Genomic DNA, 20,200 nt, shown 5'->3' on the forward strand with positions numbered 1-20,200 from the left:
GTCATTGAGTAGTTTATCTGTAAAAATAAGCCTGTCTTAGTCGCCTAACAATTTCTCCATGAACCTCACTACGGATGCGGTTACCACGCTGACATTGTTCCAATTTTACATTATCAATAAAAAACTTTACAGCCAGATCTATAGTGCCTTCTCCAGTGCGTCCTATGGTTACATTGTTCATCCAAATTTTGGGATGTTGCCAAGCAGCATAAATTTGAAATCTATCCTCCATCCATTTCCATAACTCTTCACCATAGTTATCTAACTTAGTTTCTAAAAAACTATTATTAGCATTAACAATTTGCTGTAAAAATTTATCCATTCTCGTCTGTAAAAAACCAATTTTTTTTTCCAATTCAATTTTTAACACTTCATTATCTTCCTCAACTAAATCTGGATCTTCCTGCCAATTTTCATACCAACTTCTTAGCAAACTAATCAGAGTATCTTCATCCATATTTTCTGATTCTTTCAAAGATAATAACCTTTTTCCTCTTGGTTTGTCAGAGATGATTTTGAAGCCTACTTTTATAAGTATATCCAAATAGTAACCCTGAATTTCTCTAATTTCTCCTCCATCAAGTCCTTCCATTTCTAGAAACTGAATTTTGCTAATCAAATCTTTCATTGCTTGTTTTATTTCTGCGAGCTTAATTTTTAATTTTTGCTCTGCTATGAAACGCTTATGACCAAACTCTTTCTTTGATAAAAGATTATCTTGTGAATCTAACAATTGATCTTTTACCCTGTAAAAATTTTCTATAGCCACCAACTTTTTATCTATATCTCCTAAAGTATCTGGATGACTCAACACAACTTCTTCAATAATTTTAATAGCTTGATTTGGGTCGCAGTCACCTCTGATTGGGATAATAATTGTATAGTAATAATTTGGAGTCGGACGACTAAAATTAATCAGCTTTTCACTTTCTAAAACTGCGTTAGGAATAAATAAATCGCAATGACTTTCAATCAAATATAAAGTTGTCAACCTAATTCCCACAGATTTAATTACAGCGATAGAGCCATCCTTCAAAGCAACAACATCACCAAATTGAAATGGCGTATCTATCAATAATACCAAACCACTAAAAAAGTTAGATAAAATATCTTTCAGTGCAAAACCAAGTACAAATGTAAGACCGCCAAATGCTACCCATAACCCAGTTAAATCTATTCCTAATGTTTCTATAAATAAAAAGCTTCCTATCAAAAATATAATAATTGGTAGAGTATTTTTAATAATAGGAACTAAGACATCATCCCACTCTACCTCTGTTTTTTCTGCGTACTGACTGAGGTAGTAAGCAACTACCTGAATAAATAATTCACCTACTAAATAAGTGCTGATAACAATAATTGCTGCAGTTAATAATCTTTCAATAAGAGCTAAATATCCTAAAGATCCTAAATTATAAATTGCTATTTTGAGAAAAATCAGGAACAAAATTATCGGCAGAGGAGTTTGTAAAATATTTAGAGTTAAAATTCCTATTTCATTATTAAACCTCCGAAATAAAAACCTAGCCCCATAGAATAGCACTATATATAAAATAAAGGCTAAAACAGTCCAAATTAATAAACCTCCAATCAAATTATTTAGCTCCTCTTTAATCAAGAGAAATAAATTGATTGTTGGAGAGTCTAATAATTGTAAAATTGTCAACATAGTCTAAATTAATTCCTATCCGTTTTTTTCAGTTGAAACTAAACTTTGAAGAAGGAAGAAGGAAGAAGGCAGAAGGGAAAATTGTTTATGGGGTCCATACCCAAAAAAATTTTAAGTACCCCCATTGACGCTGGGGTATTAAACTCGCAAAAGAAAAGATAATTTAAATTGATAAGTTTAACAGCCAATGACCAGAACATCAGGTCTCATATAGAATCCGGGTAATTAGTTATCGTATTGCTAAAAAGTCTGGAGTCAAAATTTCCTACGGAATGCTCCGCAAACAGGAGTCAGGAGGCGTGGAGTAACTTCAGTTATCAGTTATCAGTTGTCAAGAAAGGATTTGAACTGTTAAATTTTTAAATTCGTATTCAAAAAGAAAATCTACTATTTAGAGGAAGTAATTTTGCAATTACTGTATAACCGGATTATATATCAAGCATCCCCTTTCAAGGGGATAAAAAAAGAAAATTAAGTATTTTTTTGCATCTTACTTTAGTAGGAGCGACTGTTAACTGATAACTGAAATTACCGAAAAATTCAGGTATAAAGTCTCTCCATTCATCGAGAAAAAAGCGGTCGAGGGATGGCGAGGTCCCCTCGCCATATCCAATCGACCAAGACAGCGGTCGTTTGCTTCGCAACGCTGACGCGAAACGCGTATCTCGGAACGGAGTTCTATCTTCGCAGCTTCCCGTAGGGTGGAATGGCGAGGAAATCTGCGCCATATCCATGAGACAAAGAGAAGAAAAAAAATCCTTTGCTCCAATCCTCTTAAATTTATAAGAAGAGGTAATTCTAAATTCTAAATTCTAAATTCTAAATTCAAGAATAGGTAATTCTAAATTCTAAATTCTTGCAATTCTCTCCCCCGTGGCCAAACGAGTACCATTAGCAAAATCCCAACCAGAAACCGCCTTCTTTCCTGACAACTGAACCTGCCACAATAACAACCAACCAGCGCCAGTTTGCAGCACTGGTCCCAAACCCTTAATAACTTTCACTACTTCCCCCACACTCCCAGAAACCTCAGACTCAGAAGACCAAACCTTCTCTAACTTCTGTAACTCAGGTGGCAACTCCGACCAATATTCAGCACCCACTGGAACAGTTGCCATTACCTTCAAAGACTGACCCCGAAAACTGGTGACACAGTTAGGAAAAAATCCCCTTACTTGGTTATGAATTTCCAAAGCACTCCTGGACCAGTCAATTTGATAATCAGAATTTTGAATCAGCGGAGCGTAAGTTGCCAAAGAATCATCTTGAGCAATAGGTTCAATTTCCCCTGTCTCCAACTTCAACAAAGTTTCCCACAATAAATTAGCCCCATCCTTTGCCAAAACTTCCGCTACAGATGCAGCATTATCCAATAAACCAATAGGAATAATACTCTTCAACAACATTGGACCCGTATCCATCCCCACATCCATCAACATCGTAGTATTACCTGTTTCCTTCTCACCATGATAAATAGACCACTGAATAGGAGCTGCACCGCGATACTTAGGCAAAATCGAACCATGAGCATTTACACAACCCAACTTAGGCATATCTAACATTTCCGCAGACAAAATCTGTCCATAAGCAACTACCACAAATACATCTGCTTGTGCTTGTCGTAATAAATTGAGAGTTTCAGTATGTTTTTTAACTCGACGGGGTTGCCAAACAGGGATACTGTGAGAAACTGCTAATGACTTAACTGGAGATGGGATGAGTTTATTACCACGTCCCCGTCGCTTATCAGGTTGAGTAACAACTGCCACAACTTCAATTTCTGGCCGAGTTAATAATTTTTCCAGAGTAGGAACAGCAAATTGGGGTGTGCCAAAGAATATTATTTTCATAGAATTATTAAGAAGTCAAAAGTCAAAAGTCAAAAGTCAAAAGTAAGATTTTATAGAGTTACAAAACGAAGTTAGAAGTTATAAGTTATAAGTAAGATTTTATAGAGCTACAAAACGAATGGTATAAAAACATTCTCTATCTTCAACATTACCAAATCCTGATAAATTTTTTCCCTCCTGACTCCTGAGTCCTGTTCATTAATGGATAATGGATAATGGATAATTGATAATTACCTCTGGTTAAAACCGTTACGGAATTGAATATAAGGAATATTTTCTTTTCTCTTGGTCGATTGGATATGGTTAGGAAACCCATCCCTCGACCGCTTTTTCCCCTTAAAAGGGGAGGCTTTAGACCTGAATTATTTAATTATTAATTATTAATTATTAATTATTAATTATTCGGTGAATATGTACCTTAGACATTTACATTTACGACAGTTTCGGAACTATCTAGACCAGAAAGTTAATTTTGATGCTGCCAAAACAATTTTAGTGGGAGATAATGCCCAAGGTAAATCTAATCTACTGGAGTCAGTAGAGTTACTTTCTACTCTCAAATCTCATCGGGTTAGTCGCGATCGCGATTTAATTTTAGATGGCAAACCAGCAGGACAAGTACAAGCTAACTTAGAAAGACAAGTTGGCAATATTGAGTTGACTTTAACTGTACGGAGTCAAGGTAGACGCACTGTAGCAATTAATGGTGAAACTTTACGTCGCCATTTAGACTTTTTAAGCATTCTGAATGTGGTTCAGTTTTCCAGTCTAGATTTAGATTTAGTCAGGGGTGGACCTGAAGTACGCCGTCACTGGTTAGACCGACTATTGGTACAACTCGAACCTGTCTATGCTCACATTCTGCAACAGTACAATCAAGTTTTGCGCCAACGGAATGCTTTGTTAAAACAGATTCGCCAACAGAAAATGGCAGCAGAAACTACTGGTTCCATAAATTCTATTTCTACTCAAGAATTAGCTTTGTGGGATGCTCAGTTGGCAACTACTGGAGCGCGGGTAATTCGCCGAAGACAGCGTGTTTTACAGAGATTAGCGCCATTAGCGAGTGAGTGGCACCGGGCGATCGCTGGAAATATGGAAGTTTTGCAGATGGAATATTTGGCGAATGTGATGGTTGATAGCAAGGAATTGATAATTCAAGATAGTTTGGATGGCGTGCGTCAAGCTTTTTTAGAAAAAATCAAGGTACGGGCGATCGCCGAACAATATCAAGGTACTACAGTAGTAGGTCCTCATCGAGATGATGTAGCTTTTACTATTAATGAGACTCCAGCACGACAATATGCTTCTCAAGGACAGCAGCGCACTTTGGTGTTAGCGTTGAAGTTGGCGGAGTTGCAACTTATTGAGCAGGTTGTAACTGAACCACCGTTGTTGTTATTAGATGATGTGTTAGCAGAATTAGATTTGCATCGACAAAATCAGTTGTTAGAAGCAATTACTGACCGTTTTCAAACTTTGATTACTACTACTCATTTGGGGTGTTTTGATGGTCAGTGGTTAGAAGATACTCAAATTCTTTCGGTGCGATCGGGGCAAATTAGTTATTTCTGGGATTTTTGATTATTTGACCACGATCAAAAGTAATTGATATTTGACAAAAATCAAAAACTGTAGTACCAGAATATTTTGTCGATCGCAGATTCCGCACTTCAATTTGTAACATGAAAATTAGTATAAAATTCTTAGGTTGCTTAGATATTTAGGACTTACGCATGGACAAGAAATCAAGTGAGGGCGTTAGCGGAGCTTGACGTTAGTCAATGCCATTCGCCCCTACAGATGGTGGTTTAACAGTCAATTTGCGTAAGTCCTGATATTTATACTATATAAATTATCATCATTAGATCAAGAGTCAAATCATCAGTTAAATATTAAGCATAAATACTTACTAAATCGTTGACTCCTATTGACCACTATAATTTTCTTCTTACTTTTGACTTTTGACTTTTGACTTTTGACTTACGTGAAACGGTATAGCTACACTAAAATGTCAAATTGAGCTAGACTATACTATGAAATAATCAATAACAAATTAGCTACCATAGCAAATAAAGTTCTATGAAACGTTTTATTTCTCGTGTACTAGCCTTAGTTTTAGTTTGTGTAATAGGTTTGATGGGTTGTTCTAATAATCCCGCAACTTTAAGTGGAAATTATCAAGAAGACACATTAGCTTTAATAAATACCTTAAAAACAGCTATTGAGTTACCAGAAAATACAGAAAGTAAGGCAGAAGCTCAAGCACTAGCACGTCAAATAATTAATGACTATGCCTCTCGCTACCGACGTGATAATTCTGTATCGAATTTACCTTCATTTACTACTATGCGAACTGCTCTTAATTCTTTAGCAGGGCATTATAGTTCTTATCCAAATCGTCCTGTGCCTGAAAAATTGAAGAAACGTTTAGGTCAAGAATTTAGACAAGTAGAACTTGCTTTAAAGCGGGGAGTTTAATAATTAATAATTAATAATTAATAATTAATAATTACCTCTCTTTGAGAGGTTGTCTGAGAAGTCCAATTTGCTACATCAAAGCCCCCTAAATCCCCCAATTTAGGGGGACTTTTAGAAGCCAATTTACTCTTGTCCCCCCCCAAAGTTGGGGGGCTAGGGGGGCAAAATTCAGTATCAAAAACTTTTCAGAATTCCTATGAAAACGGATAGGATTGACTAAAAGAAAAAAAATATTTTTATCCAATCCTTTTATTTATAAGAATAGGTAATTCAAAATTATTGAATATTCTTATGTGTATCTCATTTACCTTCAATATTCTGTAATTTTTCCTACAAAGCAAGGTGAAAAAATAAGCAATTCCTCAGTTTTTTTTGAGTAGCTACATAAATTCGGGTAACAATAATCCGAATTTTTTTTGTCAATTTGAAGATTTAAGAGCTATGGGAATATGCAGATAGCTGAAGACAATAAATTTGAGTCAAAAGAGGCATTAGTTAAGACATTTTTCAATCCTGTTCGTGGAGTGTTTCCGTAGGAAAAAACCTTGCTATTCCCAAAGCCACTATTCCCTACCACATAGTGCTATACAATTTATTTTTAAACTATACTGAAAGACTAGCTATTGACCGAATAGATAATCAACAATTAGGTGTTATTCTATTTATTTATATGAGGAAATAAATTTAATTACTCTTATGAACAAAACTTATACTTCACACAAAAAAATTAAAGCAAAAAAAACCTTATATCGTAGTTTATTAGCTACTTTATTTTGCCTAATAGCAAATCCATTATTTTCGTATCAGCAACCAGCTCAAGCACAAACAGATGCTTATTGTCGTTTGTCACCAGAAGCGATCGCTACAAAAGAAAACTTACGTCAAGCAGTCTTAACTGGAAACAAAGAAGCAGAAAAACAATATCAAGATATCTTGATCCAACACGGTAGAGAAGTAAACAACTGTCGCCTGAGAAACTGGCCAAGAACTCAAGGTTTATGGTTGCGACTGTATCCTTGTGATGCTAGACCAGGAGAAATCGACAGAATACTCGACCATGTAGTTAATAAAGGCTACAATCAAGTTTACATAGAAGCTTTTTATGATGGACAAGTGCTTCTTCCCGCAGCAAATAACCCCACAGTTTGGCCGTCTGTACTGCGCGTACCTGGTTATGAAAATGTCGATCTATTAGCTGAGAGTCTCAAAAAAACAGGCGTTCGTGGTTTGCGAGCTTATGCTTGGGTATTTACCATCAACTTTGGCTATACTTACTCTCAACTACCCAACCGTCAACAAGCTTTAGCTCGCAACGGTAAAGGTCAAACAACCCTTGATGTAATTCCAGACAATACGAGTTTGCACGACCAGTTAGGTGCAAGTCATGCTTTTCATACATTCATTGACCCTTACAGTCCAGAAGCACGTCAAGATTATGCAGTTATGATTAATGAGGTACTCAAACGCCGACCTCAAGGAGTTTTATTCGACTACGTTCGTTATTTGCGTGGAGTTGGGCCAGATTCTGTGGCGGATCAAGTAAAAGATTTATGGGTTTATGGTGAAGCTTCTAAGAAAGCTCTATTACAACGTGCGAAAAATGAAGCAGGAAAGGAATTACTCACAAGATTTTTAGACAAAGGATATGTGACTTCTGGAGATATTTCTACAGTTTCTGACAGGGAAACTCCTAAATGGCAAAATTTCTTTTCACCTGCTACTACCGCATCTGCTACTGGTAGACTACCGAAAGGAGGTTCGGGACGACAAGTTTGGGAATTAAGTGTTGCTCATGCAGCTCAAGGAATACTTGACTTTCTCAAGGTTGCGACTAAACCAGTGGAACAAAAAGGTCTTTCTGCTGGTGCTGTATTTTTTCCTGGTGGTAACAAAAGAGTACGGGATAATGGGTTTGACTCTCGACTCCAACCTTGGGATCAATTTCCTGCTTCCATGGAATGGCATCCCATGTCTTATGGAACTTGTGGCGATCGCAACCCTAGTTGTATTGTTTCAAAAGTACAGAGAGTGGTAAGTATGGCACCGAATGGAGTGGCAATTATTCCGGCGATCGCTGGACTTTGGGGACAACCTTTTACTGGTCGCCCTTCCTTGGAGATCCAAATGCAAGCTATTAGAAGAGCAACTCCTCAGATTAATTCTATTAGTCATTTTTCTTATGGTTGGCAAAATGTGGAAGAAACTCGCGAACGTAAGTCTTGTAGGTTGTGAAAATAGAATTACAGCGCTTCCCGCTGTAATAAGGTACACATATCGCGAGCAAGATGCCAGCACTACAAGGTTTTCACTATTTACCGAAATATTGTGGTTTAAAGCCTCCCCTTTTAAGGGAATAATAAATAAAAATTTTCATCTCTTTGTCAATCCTCTTCTTTTCAAGGAGAGGTAATTCGCGCATTCGCGCATTCGCGCATTCTTGAACTTGTACATCATTTTCCGATTATCCGTAGGGACGTTGTATCCAAGGTCCCGACCTGCTAAATTAAGGGAACACAATTAATTTTCGGCGTTGCTGAATTGAAGTATGAATGTGCGATTGTTTGGGTCTAGTCAAGCCCCCTAAATCGCCGAAAATTGCGGACTTTTAGAGTTTTATTCCCCCCAATTTTGGGGGGCTAGGGGGGCTTGCATCATACCCAGAATCAGCAACGCCTAATTTTCCTTGATATCTCCTTGATAACTGATAACTGATAACTAATAACTGAAAAGATGACTCCAGAAGAATATTTAGCATGGGAAGAACAGCAACCCATAAAATATGAATACATCAATGGGAAAGTTTACGGGATGACTAGAGAAACTTTTCCTCATAATAATATTGTCATCAACTTAGTTTCTGCTCTCAAAAGTCACCTGCAAGGAAAAAACTGTAAAGTCGAAATGACTGATACTAAAGTCGGCATTTCCACCAATAGTCTTTTTTTCTATCCCGATGTAGTTGTAAGGTGCGATCCACGAGACACAAAATCTAGAAATATTATCTATTACCCCTGTTTAATTGTAGAAGTTTTATCATCAAGTACGAAAACATTAGACCGGGGTAAAAAACTCCAACGTTATCGTCAGATAAAAAGTCTCAAAGAATATGTTCTTATTGACTCAGAAAAGATATCTATTGAATGCTATAAACTTAATAAAAAAAACAAATGGGAACTTACTACTTATACTCTTGAGGAAATAGCTGATAGTCAACAGGAATTTTCGGTTCAATTAGAAAGCATTAATTTTGAATTAACTACTTCTTTATTGTACGAAAATGTAGTTTTATCAGAAAAAATAAACATTGAAAAAGACAGAAGAAAAAATCCGAAACAACAAGATTTTTCTTCTCCTCAAGACATTCCATCTCCTAACAGAAAAACTCCTAAAAAACAAACCAGATTAATCAGACGTTTTTCAGATTGGTGGGAAACAACTCCTATTAAGAAGTTTATAGAAGATATAGACTATTTGGCAGTTTTAAATGTTGTTAGTTTGCTTGCCAATATTGCTATTATCTCTAGTTTAGTGACCTGGTTCACGGAGCGTGAAGAACGACAAGAAGAAAAACATTTTGCTACCTGGAGTATTATTAGTGATGGTCAAGGTGATAAATCTGGGGTTGTAAAAACTGCAGTAGAACGATTACACAAAGATGGGTTTTCTTTACTTGGTGTACAACTTGATGGAACTAACCTTGGTCTAGCTAACCTCAGTGAAGCTGACCTCAGTTTAGCTAACCTCAGTAAAGCTGACCTCAGTTTTGCTAACCTCAGTGAAGCTAAATTTATTGCAGCTAACCTCCGTGAAGCTAACCTCCGTGAAGCTGACCTCAGTTTTGCTGACCTCAGTGAAGCTAACCTCAGTGAAGCTGACCTCAGTTTTGCTGACCTCAGTTTTGCTGACCTCAGTTTTGCTAACCTCAGTGAAACTGACCTCCTTTTAGCTAACCTCAGTGAAACTGACCTCACTTTAGCTAACCTCAGTAAAGCTAACCTCAGTAAAGCTAACCTCAGTGAAGCTAACCTCAGTTTAGCTGACCTTAGTGAAACTTACCTTGGTGGAACTTACCTTTTTAATGCAAAAAATCTCAGTAATGCACAAATAAAGTTAGCCTGCAATTGGCAAGCAGCAATTTATGTAAACGCTACATTAGTTGAAGATGAAGGTGAATATAGCATCTCATGGATTCCTGAAGATCAGCAAGCTAACCAAGAGAGAATAAAGGAGATTGAACAAGATAAAGATTCCGACCCGGAAATTCCTCCTGATTGTTCTATATGGGATTCAAGAATTTAGAATTTAGAATTTAGAATTTAGAATTACCTCTCCTTGAAAAGAAGAGGATTGACTAATTATGAAAATTTTTATTTATTATCCCCTTAAAAGGGGAGGCTTTAAACCACAATATTTCGGTAAAGACTAACAAAACTTTCTTGAGAATTAAAAATTAGTAGTCCTGGATAGTAATGGTGTCTGAGAAGATGTAGTTTTTCTGGAAGAAATAAATTAAGTATTCAGTTATAATGTAGGTTGGGTAGAACGAAGTTTTAGGGTCGCTTATTCGTAGGATAAACCCAACAAAACCTTACTTTATATTGTTCAATACAGTTGAGTTAAGGATTTTTTTTGCAGTTTTATAATCTCAAGAGCTACTAATAATTGTTCGATACTTTATAGGTTTTGGTCTTATATCATGTCCGATTGAATACTTATATCAAATCCGCTGGCTTCGGAGTGATATAATTCTATCGTCAGTAGGGGCGAACGGCCGTTCGCCCCTACAAGATTGACTATTTTTCCTTAATGCTGAATTATACTGATGCTACCGGATTTGATATTACACTTTGGAAAAGGTAAGGCAGAAGGAAAGAAAAAGTTAGAAGAGAAAAGGTTTTTTGCTCACTAATTATCCGGACACAATATTATCTGAACCGTATTAGACCATTGTTGGGTTTCGATTCCTCAACCCAACCTACGCTTATTGCACTATTTTTAGATATATCGGTTTACTATTAAAGTGGAAAGATAAAGACAATGATAAAGAAAAGAAAACAAAAATCAAAGGAAAAAAAATTAGAGGAAAGAATAGAAAATCTGAAACAACAAGGTTTTTATTTTCCTCCAAATATTCAATCTCCTAATAAAGAAACTCCTGAAAAACAAACCAGATTAATCAGACGTATTGCAGATTGGTGGGAAACAACTCCTGTTGAAAAGTTTTTAGAAGATATAGAATATCTGTTAAGAAATTCAGCAACTTTAGAAATAATTGGTTTGCTTGCTAATATTGCTCTTATTGTTAGTTTAGTAACCTGGTTAACGGAGTTTGAAGAACGAAAAGAAGCAAAACTTTTTTCTACCTGGACTATTATTAATGATGGTAAAGGCGATCAATCTGGGGTTGTGAGAACTGCAGTAGAACGATTACAGAAAGATGGATTTGATTTATCTGGTCTAGAACTTAATAAAACTAATCTCAGTGACGCGGACCTCAGTGAAGCTGACCTCAGTGGAGCTGACCTCAGTGAAGCTAACTTCAGTAAAGCTAACTTCAGTAAAGCTGACCTCAGTGGAGCGGACCTCAGTAAAGCTAACTTCAGTAAAGCTAATCTCAGTGGAGCTAACCTCAGTGAAGCTGACCTCAGTGGAGCTGACCTCAGTGGAGCTGACCTCGATGGAGCTAACCTCCGTTTAGCTAACCTCAGTGAAGCTAAACTCAGTGGAGCTGACCTCGATGGAGCTAACCTCAGTAGAGCTAACCTCAGTGGAGCTGACCTCAGTGGAGCTGACCTCGATGGAGCTAACCTCAATGGAGCTAACCTCAGTGAAGCTAACCTCAGTGAAGCTAACCTCTATAGAGCTGACCTCGATGGAGCTAACCTCAGTGGAGCTAACCTCCGTGGAGCTAACCTCAGTGAAGCTAACCTCTATAGAGCTGACCTCAGTGGAGCTGACCTCCGTGGAGCTAACCTCAGAGTAGCTAACCTCAGAGTAGCTAACCTCAGTGAAGCTAACCTCAGTGAAGCTAACCTCAGTGGAGCTTACCTCCGTGAAGCTAACTTCTTTGGAGCTTACCTTTTTGATGCAAAAAACCTCAGTAATGCACAAATAAAATTAGCCTGCAATTGGAAAGAAGCAATTTATGTAAACAGTAAAATAGTTGACAACAAATTCATTCCTATGGACAAACAAGCTAACCAAGAGAGAATAAAGGAAATTGAACAAGATAAAGATTCCGATCCTAAAAATCCTCCTGATTGTTCTAAATGAGAATAAAGACTAACAAAACTTTATTAATAACCAAAAATAATGCACACATCTAAATATCTTATTTTACTCTTAATATCTTTACTTTCAGCCTGTACTTTTGAAACATCAAAAATCCCACCAGAAACAGAAACTTCCGACAAAAATTCCACATATATAGTTACTCAAAATAGTAATTCTCAGTTAGTAAAAAATCTGGTAGAAAATTATCTGAACAAAACTCCTGTTGACACTGCAACAACTCTAACTATTCCTCAAGCAAAACAAATTCAAAAGCAATTTATAGCAGAAATCAGTAAAAACTTAGGTCAAGTAGTTGGTTACAAAGCAGGATTAACTAATCCAAATGCTCAACAACGTTTTAATGTTTCTCAGCCTTTACGAGGTGCTTTTCTCGAAAAAATGTTCCTCGAAAGTGGTGCTACAATTCCAGCTAAATTTGGCAGTCGTCCAATAGGCGAAGGTGATTTAATTGTTAGAGTTAGTAGTGCAGAAATTAATAATGCTAAAACTCCTAGAGAAACTTTGAAATATCTTGATGCAGTAATACCATTTATTGAATTAGCAGATTTAGTTTATAATCAAGATTTAAAATTAGATGCACCTGCTCTTTTAGCTATTAATGTTGGGGCAAGAGCGGGAATTTTAGGTAATCCTATTCCTTTAGCCGATACTGATGAATGGGAAAGTCGTTTAAAGAATCTAAACCTCGAAATTTTAGATGAAACTGGTAAAGTATTAGTATCAGGAAATAGCAGTTCTTTATTAGGTAATCCCCTGAATGTTGTTCTCTGGATTAAAAATTCTTTACAAGCAGAAGGTAAACAATTAAAAAAAGGAGATTTACTTTCTTTGGGGAGTATTACAAATTTTTTTACTGTTAAACCAAATACTACTATCCGCGCTCAATATACAGGTTTAACTCCAAATGAAACTGTAGAAATATTGGTGAAATTTGAATAGTAATATAATGTTCGGTTGAATAGTTATGATTAGGGTATAGATGGAAGAGACATTTCAAACCCCTGAGATTGCTTCCTTCCACTACGTTTCAGTCGCAATGACTTTATAGTTAGTGTTTATCCGAACATAATATAATAGCGCTGCGCGTAGGGAACAGGCAATAGGCAACAGGCAACAGGCAACCCACCCCTCGCCCCTCCCCCTCCCAGGAGGGGAATAAATTGCCGTTTGCGCAGCATCTCCGTTGGAATAATATAAGACTTTTAGCTATTGGACAGTTCCTGTAATTTGTAAAGTTGTATGGAACGTCCCTACTCCCTCTTTTGTGGAGATGTCTAGTATTGAAATAATTATAGAATTATAAACAGATACTATATAACCGGATTCTATGTTTAATTAACCGGATTTGATATAATAAGGAGTAAATAACGTAATATTTTTCCTTCTTCCTTCTTCCTTCTTCCTTCTTCCTTCTTCTTCCTTCTTCCTTCTTCCTTCTTCCTTCTTCCTTCTTCCTTCTTCCTTCTTCCTTCTTCTTTCTTCTTTCTTCTTTCTTCTTTCTTCTGCTATAAATAATTTTCTCACCCAACATTTTAGCCTACATAAAATAGTAGTAAGTTGGGTGGAGTAAGGTAAGCTTGCTGAATGAATGTAAACTTTTTAAGCTCATAAATTAGCAATATATCAACATTTATCTATGAACTTTTCGCTTTGTTTTATTATGCCAATAAGCAGTCATAATTTTAGGTTCTGGAAATCCCTGAACACAGACAACTCTCAATCCTCGCAGCACATCTATAAACCTTTTATAAGGAGTTCTGCATAAATTCTTATCAGTCAAAGTATAAGTGACTGCTCCATAACTAAATTGTCTATTACCATAAATTATGGCAACTTTCATCATCGGTAAACTAATAGCACGTTGTTGTTGTCGGCGTTCCAAATGATTAGTATCTTTAGGATTATGTACAGCGCTAATACAACCTAATTTTTGAATATTTTTATCATTTTGAAGCACTAGACTGAGTTGGTGATTCATGTTCATTGTCCTTATTGAGTAAAGTTACTAAGTAAATCACAAGCAAAAAATTAAGCATGGTTTAATTGAATTGATGTCTAGAAATAGACTAATAGTTCAGCACAAAAAAGAGATATGGAACAGCTTGCTTACTAAAAGCTTTTGTGTAGCTATTCCAGACAATGTCCTAGGTAAGTTTTCAGTGGGTTGAGAAATAAATCCCGGTAAAAACCACATAGAATAAATACACTGTTTTATCCTTGACTAGGCAGGAGGATTAATAGATTTTTCTTCCGAAGTAGTTATACCCTTAAAACCAGCTTAACAAAGCCTACAAAATTGGCAAGTTATACTACATTTTGTAATTGCCAAAAATAGGCCACTGGTGCCAATATTTCATCACTTCATTAGGTTGAAACCAAGTTTTCGCGGAGCATGGCATCAGCCGTATCGCCTCTTGAGGAGTAGTGATGATCGACAAAAGGTTGTTGAACCTGAGGCCATATTGACGATTCATTTCCCTACAATAAGCTACCAGTTGGAAGAATTTGTCAGCAAGAGGTTTGATTTGATTAGCAGATTGAAATTCTATAATGCACAGGATGAGGTAGAAACTGGCAACACAGTCTACTCTGCCGGAGTAATACCAGTTTGAAAAAAGAATGCTATAAAAAGTACATCTCTATCGGATATGCGTAAAAAGAGTTTCTCTAGTTCATTTTAGATGGTTATCTCTATCTTTTTCCCTTTTTTTTCAATATTTATCCCTTCTTCCTTCTTGCTTCTTCCTTCTTCCTTATTTCGTACGGACGTTGCATGCAACTATTTGTAGCAAACATTGATCAATTTAGCATAACACTGATATTAATGGAAAACATAGCCTTCTACAAGTTTAATTTCGTGAATATTTTCTAAGAAAGGTCAAAGTTTATGTCAATAAGTTTCGATAGTGGGGGGGACAGGAGATGGGTTTATTTTCTTTTGTATGCCAGGGAATAGGCAACAGGGAACAGCGGTGCTACCCCGCGGGGTGCGACAGACGCACCTGGTAGCGCACCGCTTCTTCCTTACCTTCACGCTTACCGAAAAATTGTGGGTATGCGCCTCCCCTTTTAAGGGGATAATCAGCGGTCGTTTGCGGAGCAGTCCGTTAGGATGGGATGGCTAGGTCAAAGGAGCCATATCCAATCGACTCCTGTGAAGAAAAATTTTCATTAATTTGTCTACCCTCTTTTAAAAGAAGAGGTAATTATTCATTATTCATTATTAATTGTTGAAAATACCAATGCTACCGGACATGATATGAATTCCTTGCAATACAAGGGTTGTGGGAGTTGTGGCTCCCCAAAAATATAAATCCCTGAGAGTCAGATGAAATAAGGGTTTTATATCATGTCCGGCAGCATCGGTCTTGTATAGCAAAGGTAAGGAAGAAGGAAGAGGGAAGAAGGAAGAGGGAAGAGAGAAGAGGAAGAAAGGCTACCCTCGCAAGAAAAAAACCATTATTTCCTGCAGATATTCACCCTTGGGTTTACACAAACGATATAAACGGACATGATATTAGCTAAGTTTACAAATCAACTCTGATGTTTATTTTGCGTATTAATACCAGTTTGAAAAAAGAATGTTATAAATACTGAAAGCTATACTGCTAAATTATTTTAATATCTATTTGACTAAAAGAATAAATTTGATTTCTCCTGACTACTAAAAACACCTTAAGTATATCTAAGAAACATTGATAAAAGTGGTACAATATGATGGTTGTTTGGTTTTTGGATCAATTTTGTTGTGATACTAAATCCGGTTTATAGGGGAGTTTTATTTGAAGGGAAAGGCAACAGCTCTTGTGCCCCAGAAGGTGACAGGCAACAGTAGAAAAAACCTTGTCTCATCTAAGATTCATCATCAATCTATGTTTTAAGCAAGCCTTTCTTTGCTATATAAGTTTTTCAAAGCGGTGCTATGATTAATAATTTCTACGAACATTTAATATTTCAGACTGGCCGTGTACAAACAAACAGTATCAATATTTAGTAGTTTAGTAGTGGCCACAATAACAGCCACTATTCCTTCTATTGCCTATGGGGTTACTTGTCAAGAAACATCTATGATAAATACCTCTATTTATCCTGGTTGTGGAGTCAAATTATTGGCTCAAAATCAATCCGTGAATTCTAACTTAGACAAACTCCTACGCGAGGGAAGAGCGCTAGCGGATGCGGGTAAATACCAAAAAGCTATCACAATATATCAACAGGCAGCACGTTTAGACCCAAAAAATGCACAAATATATTCTGGTATTGCCTATTTAGAAGCACTCCAAGGAAATTTTCAAGCTGCAAGTCAGTTTTATCAACAGGCGATCGCTATTGAGCCTCATAAAGCAGATTTTCAATATGGTTTGGGATATAGTCTGGCTAAGTTAGAAAACTATCAAGCCGCAGTTGAAGCTTATCGTCGTGCTTCTTTACTTGACCGCAATAACGTTAATGCTCATTTAGGATTAGGTGCTGCATTGTTTCGTCTAGAAAGATACAATGAAGCGATCGTTGCATATCAAGTAGCAATTCAGTCTAATTCTAATAATGCTGAAGCTTATGCTTCAATGGGTTTAACATTACTGAAACAGGAACGTTTTCCTGAAGCATTACAAGCACTTCGAGAAGCAGTTAGATTATCGCCGAGAGATGCAGGAGTGCAAATCAAGTTAGGAACTGCTTTATTATCTATTGGAGATATTAATGGTGGTTTAGCTGCTCTAGAAGTAGCTTCTCGTCTAGGACCTCGAAATGGAGAGATTCAGTTTCAAATTGCGGAAATTTATCAAGCACAAAATAATCCCCAAGCTGCCTTGAAATTTTATCAAAGAGCTGCTTATGCTAATCCCGATTTAGTAGAAGCTAGGTTTGCAGCAGCAGAGATACTTTTAGAAAGTCAGGATTATTTACAAGCAATAATTATGTATCGGCAAGTAATTAAGAAAAATCCCGAGAATGCAGATGCTCATTATAAAATGGGGTTAGCTCTTCACCGTCGAGAGCGCGATCGAGAAGCCAGAAAGTCTTTTGAAACGGCATTAAAATTGTTTGAGAAGCAGAATAATTTTGAAGGTAAAGAAAAAGTGGAAACTATTATGATGGAATTGGAAGATTAAATTGAGGAGTCAGGAGTCAGGAGTCAGGAGTCAGGAGTCAGGAGTCAGGAGTCAGGAGGGAAGAAAGAAGAAGCAAAGAGTAGTAGTTTTTTGTTCGCGCTCTTATCCGGACAAGATATCATACCTCTTTTCACCAACGCTGATAATATAAGCTCTGGAAGAAGGATGATGGCAGAAGGAAAAAGATAATAAACAGGACTTATATCATGTCCGGTTGAACAGTGATAAATAAATAACTACGGAGTCCTCAGGAGTCAACCCACCCCTCGCCCCTCCCCCTCCCAGGAGGGGAAGTCAGGAGTCAGGAGGGAAGAAAGAAGAACAACAGGAGAAGAAGGAGAAAGTTTTTTTATAACTAATTATCCGGACATGATATTACCCATGCAACTCCCTTGAAAACGCCATATGTAGGGGCGAATGGCATTTGCGTTCCGCAGAGCTGCCGAATTGCGCCCTCACTCAATTTAGTGTCCGTGCGTAAGTCCTGATAAATAGAATATTTACAGCGGATTCCACTAAGCGTGAGGTACACCCATCGCGGGCAAGATGCCCGCACTTGCATTCATTTAATTGTTAATTTCTGTACTTTATGTACTTGGAATCTGCTGTAAATCTAAAATAACCTCTTCCCTCTTCTAACTTTAGATATCCTTTTCCTCTCGAATAAATTTTAGAAAAAATTTGATATTAAAGATTTCAAAAAATATTTCTTTTTCCATGTTCCCTATTCATTTTTCTCGATCAATATTTCAAATTAATATAAGTTCGATCTAAAAATTCAAATTGTCTAATTCTTGCCACAAAGTATTCATAAATTCCTCAGTATCTTTTAAATCCATCTTACCTAAAGCTTCCCACTCTTCAGCACTATAATTATTGTCAATTATCATCACATCCTGAGTACAATAAGGCAAATTAGATGGTTTTTCCATCAGCTCGCGAGCCATATTTTCTGCAGCTTTACCAGGATTTTCCCCAGTAATTTTTGTTGCCAAACAAAACTTTAATAATTTTGCCAAGTTACTATCAGGAGAAACTAACATGAGAAAAGCCATATTTTTTGCTAGTAAGTGCTTTTGTGATTCCATAAATTTTCTGCTTATTTTTAGTTAATTTTAATCTGGTTGAATTTTAACATTTGTTGGGAATCTCAAAAATTATTAAATTAAATGTTTAAGTTGCTCTTTTTCTTTTGGGTTTAATACCCAGTCTACACGATATTTACAATAGGTGGAGCTTGAATTCCCATCCACTTTTTCCTTCTTCCTTCTTCCTTCTTCCTTCTTCCTTCTTCAATTATGCTTTGAACCATCTGGCATAATTGCATCTTTTAAATAAGCATTAGAAAGTTCAGCAACACTTACTTTTGCATCTTTGAGATTCGCACCAACTAAATAAGTTTCAATAAGTTTTGCCCCACTCAAAGTTGCCCCACTCAGATTAACACCGCTCATATTAGCATTACTCAAATCAGCACAAACTAGATTAGCATTACTCAAATTAGCACTACTCAAATTAGCATTACTCAAATTGCTAAAACTGAGATTTGTATCAATTAAACTACTGCTTGATAGTTTAGCGTTACTCAGGTTAGCATAACTTAAATTTGCTTGTTTAAGATTAGCATTATCTAGGCAAGAACCACTCAAATTTGCTTCATTCAGATTTGCTTTTTTCAAATCAATACTTGCCAAATATGCACCTGGTGCTTGTAGAGTTCTCAGAGAAACACTATCTTTATTCAAATCCTGAATTGCCATAAATCTCGCCTGACTATCTTTGATACCTTTAGCTGCATCTATTACGCTCCAAGCTTGATAGTGAAATTCTTTTTTTCGGTCGGGAGCTTCTTTGACAAAAAGGACTACAGCAATAATCAAACTAATAGTATCAGCAGAATCTAATGTTTTAGAAAAAATAGAATCTTCACCGACTAAATTCACCGCTATAATTGCAATAATTACAGCAACAATTACTACATATATTTTTGGCAATTCCCAGAAAATATTAATAATTTGTGTAAATAATTTTTTCAGTTTTGCTATTGCTTCTTCAGCAGAATATTCTTTGTCTGACTGTTCTTTTTTTGCTTAGTTTTGGTTGTTATTTTTTGTTTAGTCGTTGGAGGAGAAAGAGATTTTTTTTCTTGTTCAGAAGTGGGTTGTGTCGTTGTTTCTTCTACTTGTTTGGAAAGTGGTGTTGGTGTTTTTATATAACCTGCTCCTTCAAACATGAATTTAGTAATCTGACCGAGTGCATATACCCAAGCAGTCTTAACTTCGGGAGTCCAATCTTCCTGGAGATACTGTTTTAAAGTTTTCAGTATAGTTTTTCCTACTAAGGGATAATGTTGTTTGAGAGTCCCATAATTAACGTGACGAGCACCGAGGTCGCGTAATACTTTTGCTAAAACCTCTGGTTGGCGCAGACTTTCTACTACTAACACTAAGGAATTAAGCAACTTTTTTTGTTGATCTTCCATATCGGTATTAGCAAATAGTGGTTTTGCTTCTGGATATGCTGCAAATAGATTTTCATAGAAACTGGCAGCAAATTCTGCACCACAGGGTTTAATTTTTTCAAAGCTGTTTTCGATAACTTCTACCTGTAATTCAGAAGATGATTTTGTTAATGGTGCTTTCTCTAGATTGATTTCTATTTTTGGTTGCGAGGTAGTTTCAACTTCTGTGTTTGAAGTTTCTGGAGAATACCCTGCACCTTCAAACATCAGTTGCACAATTTGTTCGTAAGCAAATACCCACGCATTCTTGAGTTCTGAATTCCAATCTTGC

Annotated in this window: 14 protein-coding genes; 7 read left to right on the top strand and 7 right to left on the bottom strand. The window is 36.5% G+C overall.

Annotation, left to right across the window (positions count from 1 at the left end):
* Nucleotides 1-13 precede the first annotated feature (13 nt).
* Nucleotides 14-1,669, bottom strand: coding sequence for a mechanosensitive ion channel family protein (locus F6K23_RS15365; protein WP_293156867.1), 1,656 nt, complete (start codon nucleotides 1,667-1,669; stop codon nucleotides 14-16).
* An 848-nt stretch (nucleotides 1,670-2,517) separates the two neighbouring features.
* The gene (gene fmt, locus F6K23_RS15370) at nucleotides 2,518-3,519 is read right to left on the bottom strand and encodes a methionyl-tRNA formyltransferase (RefSeq protein WP_293156870.1); all 1,002 of its coding nucleotides are present in this window, start codon (nucleotides 3,517-3,519) and stop codon (nucleotides 2,518-2,520) included.
* 411 nt (nucleotides 3,520-3,930) lie between these two features.
* Here fmt and recF point away from each other — a divergent pair, with 411 nt between their 5' ends.
* The 6 genes from recF to F6K23_RS15405 all read left to right on the top strand — a co-directional run bounded on the left by recF (nucleotide 3,931) and on the right by F6K23_RS15405 (nucleotide 13,233).
* Nucleotides 3,931-5,103 (top strand): DNA replication/repair protein RecF, encoded by a 1,173-nt coding sequence (gene recF, locus F6K23_RS15375; protein WP_293156873.1) that lies wholly within the window; start codon nucleotides 3,931-3,933, stop codon nucleotides 5,101-5,103.
* Between the two features lie 498 nt (nucleotides 5,104-5,601).
* Nucleotides 5,602-6,000, top strand: a complete 399-nt coding sequence (gene psb27, locus F6K23_RS15380; RefSeq protein ID WP_293156876.1) for a photosystem II protein Psb27 — start codon at nucleotides 5,602-5,604, stop codon at nucleotides 5,998-6,000.
* A gap of 696 nt (nucleotides 6,001-6,696) precedes the next feature.
* A complete protein-coding gene (locus F6K23_RS15385) occupies nucleotides 6,697-8,232 on the top strand; it encodes a hypothetical protein (RefSeq protein ID WP_293156879.1) in 1,536 nt (511 codons plus the stop codon).
* A 498-nt stretch (nucleotides 8,233-8,730) separates the two neighbouring features.
* A complete protein-coding gene (locus F6K23_RS41830) occupies nucleotides 8,731-10,299 on the top strand; it encodes a Uma2 family endonuclease (RefSeq protein WP_367267711.1) in 1,569 nt (522 codons plus the stop codon).
* Between the two features lie 738 nt (nucleotides 10,300-11,037).
* Nucleotides 11,038-12,273, top strand: a complete 1,236-nt coding sequence (locus F6K23_RS15400) for a pentapeptide repeat-containing protein (RefSeq protein WP_293156882.1) — start codon at nucleotides 11,038-11,040, stop codon at nucleotides 12,271-12,273.
* Between the two features lie 39 nt (nucleotides 12,274-12,312).
* Entirely contained in the window at nucleotides 12,313-13,233 is a 921-nt protein-coding gene (locus F6K23_RS15405; protein ID WP_293156885.1) for a 2-keto-4-pentenoate hydratase, read from the top strand.
* 396 nt (nucleotides 13,234-13,629) lie between these two features.
* Here F6K23_RS15405 and F6K23_RS15410 read toward each other — a convergent pair whose 3' ends face one another.
* Both F6K23_RS15410 and F6K23_RS15415 read right to left on the bottom strand, forming a co-directional pair.
* Complete coding sequence (locus tag F6K23_RS15410) at nucleotides 13,630-13,818, bottom strand: hypothetical protein (RefSeq protein ID WP_293156887.1); 189 nt, start codon at nucleotides 13,816-13,818, stop codon at nucleotides 13,630-13,632.
* Nucleotides 13,819-13,924: 106 nt separating this feature from the next.
* On the bottom strand, nucleotides 13,925-14,272 hold the full coding sequence (locus F6K23_RS15415) for a hypothetical protein (protein ID WP_293156890.1): 348 nt from the start codon (nucleotides 14,270-14,272) through the stop codon (nucleotides 13,925-13,927).
* Between the two features lie 1,987 nt (nucleotides 14,273-16,259).
* Here F6K23_RS15415 and F6K23_RS15420 point away from each other — a divergent pair.
* Complete coding sequence (locus F6K23_RS15420; RefSeq protein WP_293156893.1) at nucleotides 16,260-17,408, top strand: tetratricopeptide repeat protein; 1,149 nt, start codon at nucleotides 16,260-16,262, stop codon at nucleotides 17,406-17,408.
* 770 nt (nucleotides 17,409-18,178) lie between these two features.
* Here F6K23_RS15420 and F6K23_RS15425 read toward each other — a convergent pair.
* The 3 genes from F6K23_RS15425 to F6K23_RS15435 form a co-directional block, all read right to left on the bottom strand.
* On the bottom strand, nucleotides 18,179-18,496 hold the full coding sequence (locus F6K23_RS15425; RefSeq protein ID WP_293156896.1) for a hypothetical protein: 318 nt from the start codon (nucleotides 18,494-18,496) through the stop codon (nucleotides 18,179-18,181).
* Between the two features lie 204 nt (nucleotides 18,497-18,700).
* On the bottom strand, nucleotides 18,701-19,402 hold the full coding sequence (locus F6K23_RS15430; protein WP_293156899.1) for a pentapeptide repeat-containing protein: 702 nt from the start codon (nucleotides 19,400-19,402) through the stop codon (nucleotides 18,701-18,703).
* 47 nt (nucleotides 19,403-19,449) lie between these two features.
* Nucleotides 19,450-20,200, bottom strand: a 751-nt coding sequence (locus F6K23_RS15435; RefSeq protein ID WP_293156902.1) for a globin family protein, incomplete at its 5' end; no start/stop codon positions are given.

The sequence above is a fragment of the Okeania sp. SIO2C9 genome, from assembly GCF_010672455.1.
Taxonomy (GTDB): domain Bacteria; phylum Cyanobacteriota; class Cyanobacteriia; order Cyanobacteriales; family Microcoleaceae; genus Okeania.

Excerpts from the sequence above, each read along its gene's own strand:
- F6K23_RS15385 (WP_293156879.1), top strand. The coding sequence starts at position 6,697 with ATGAACAAAACTTATACTTCACACAAAAAAATTAAAGCAAAAAAAACC.
- recF (WP_293156873.1), top strand. The coding sequence starts at position 3,931 with ATGTACCTTAGACATTTACATTTACGACAGTTTCGGAACTATCTAGAC.
- F6K23_RS15365 (WP_293156867.1), bottom strand. The coding sequence starts at position 1,669 with ATGTTGACAATTTTACAATTATTAGACTCTCCAACAATCAATTTATTT.
- F6K23_RS41830 (WP_367267711.1), top strand. The coding sequence starts at position 8,731 with ATGACTCCAGAAGAATATTTAGCATGGGAAGAACAGCAACCCATAAAA.
- F6K23_RS15400 (WP_293156882.1), top strand. The coding sequence starts at position 11,038 with ATGATAAAGAAAAGAAAACAAAAATCAAAGGAAAAAAAATTAGAGGAA.
- F6K23_RS15425 (WP_293156896.1), bottom strand. The coding sequence starts at position 18,496 with ATGGAATCACAAAAGCACTTACTAGCAAAAAATATGGCTTTTCTCATG.
- F6K23_RS15415 (WP_293156890.1), bottom strand. The coding sequence starts at position 14,272 with ATGAATCACCAACTCAGTCTAGTGCTTCAAAATGATAAAAATATTCAA.
- F6K23_RS15405 (WP_293156885.1), top strand. The coding sequence starts at position 12,313 with ATGCACACATCTAAATATCTTATTTTACTCTTAATATCTTTACTTTCA.
- fmt (WP_293156870.1), bottom strand. The coding sequence starts at position 3,519 with ATGAAAATAATATTCTTTGGCACACCCCAATTTGCTGTTCCTACTCTG.
- psb27 (WP_293156876.1), top strand. The coding sequence starts at position 5,602 with ATGAAACGTTTTATTTCTCGTGTACTAGCCTTAGTTTTAGTTTGTGTA.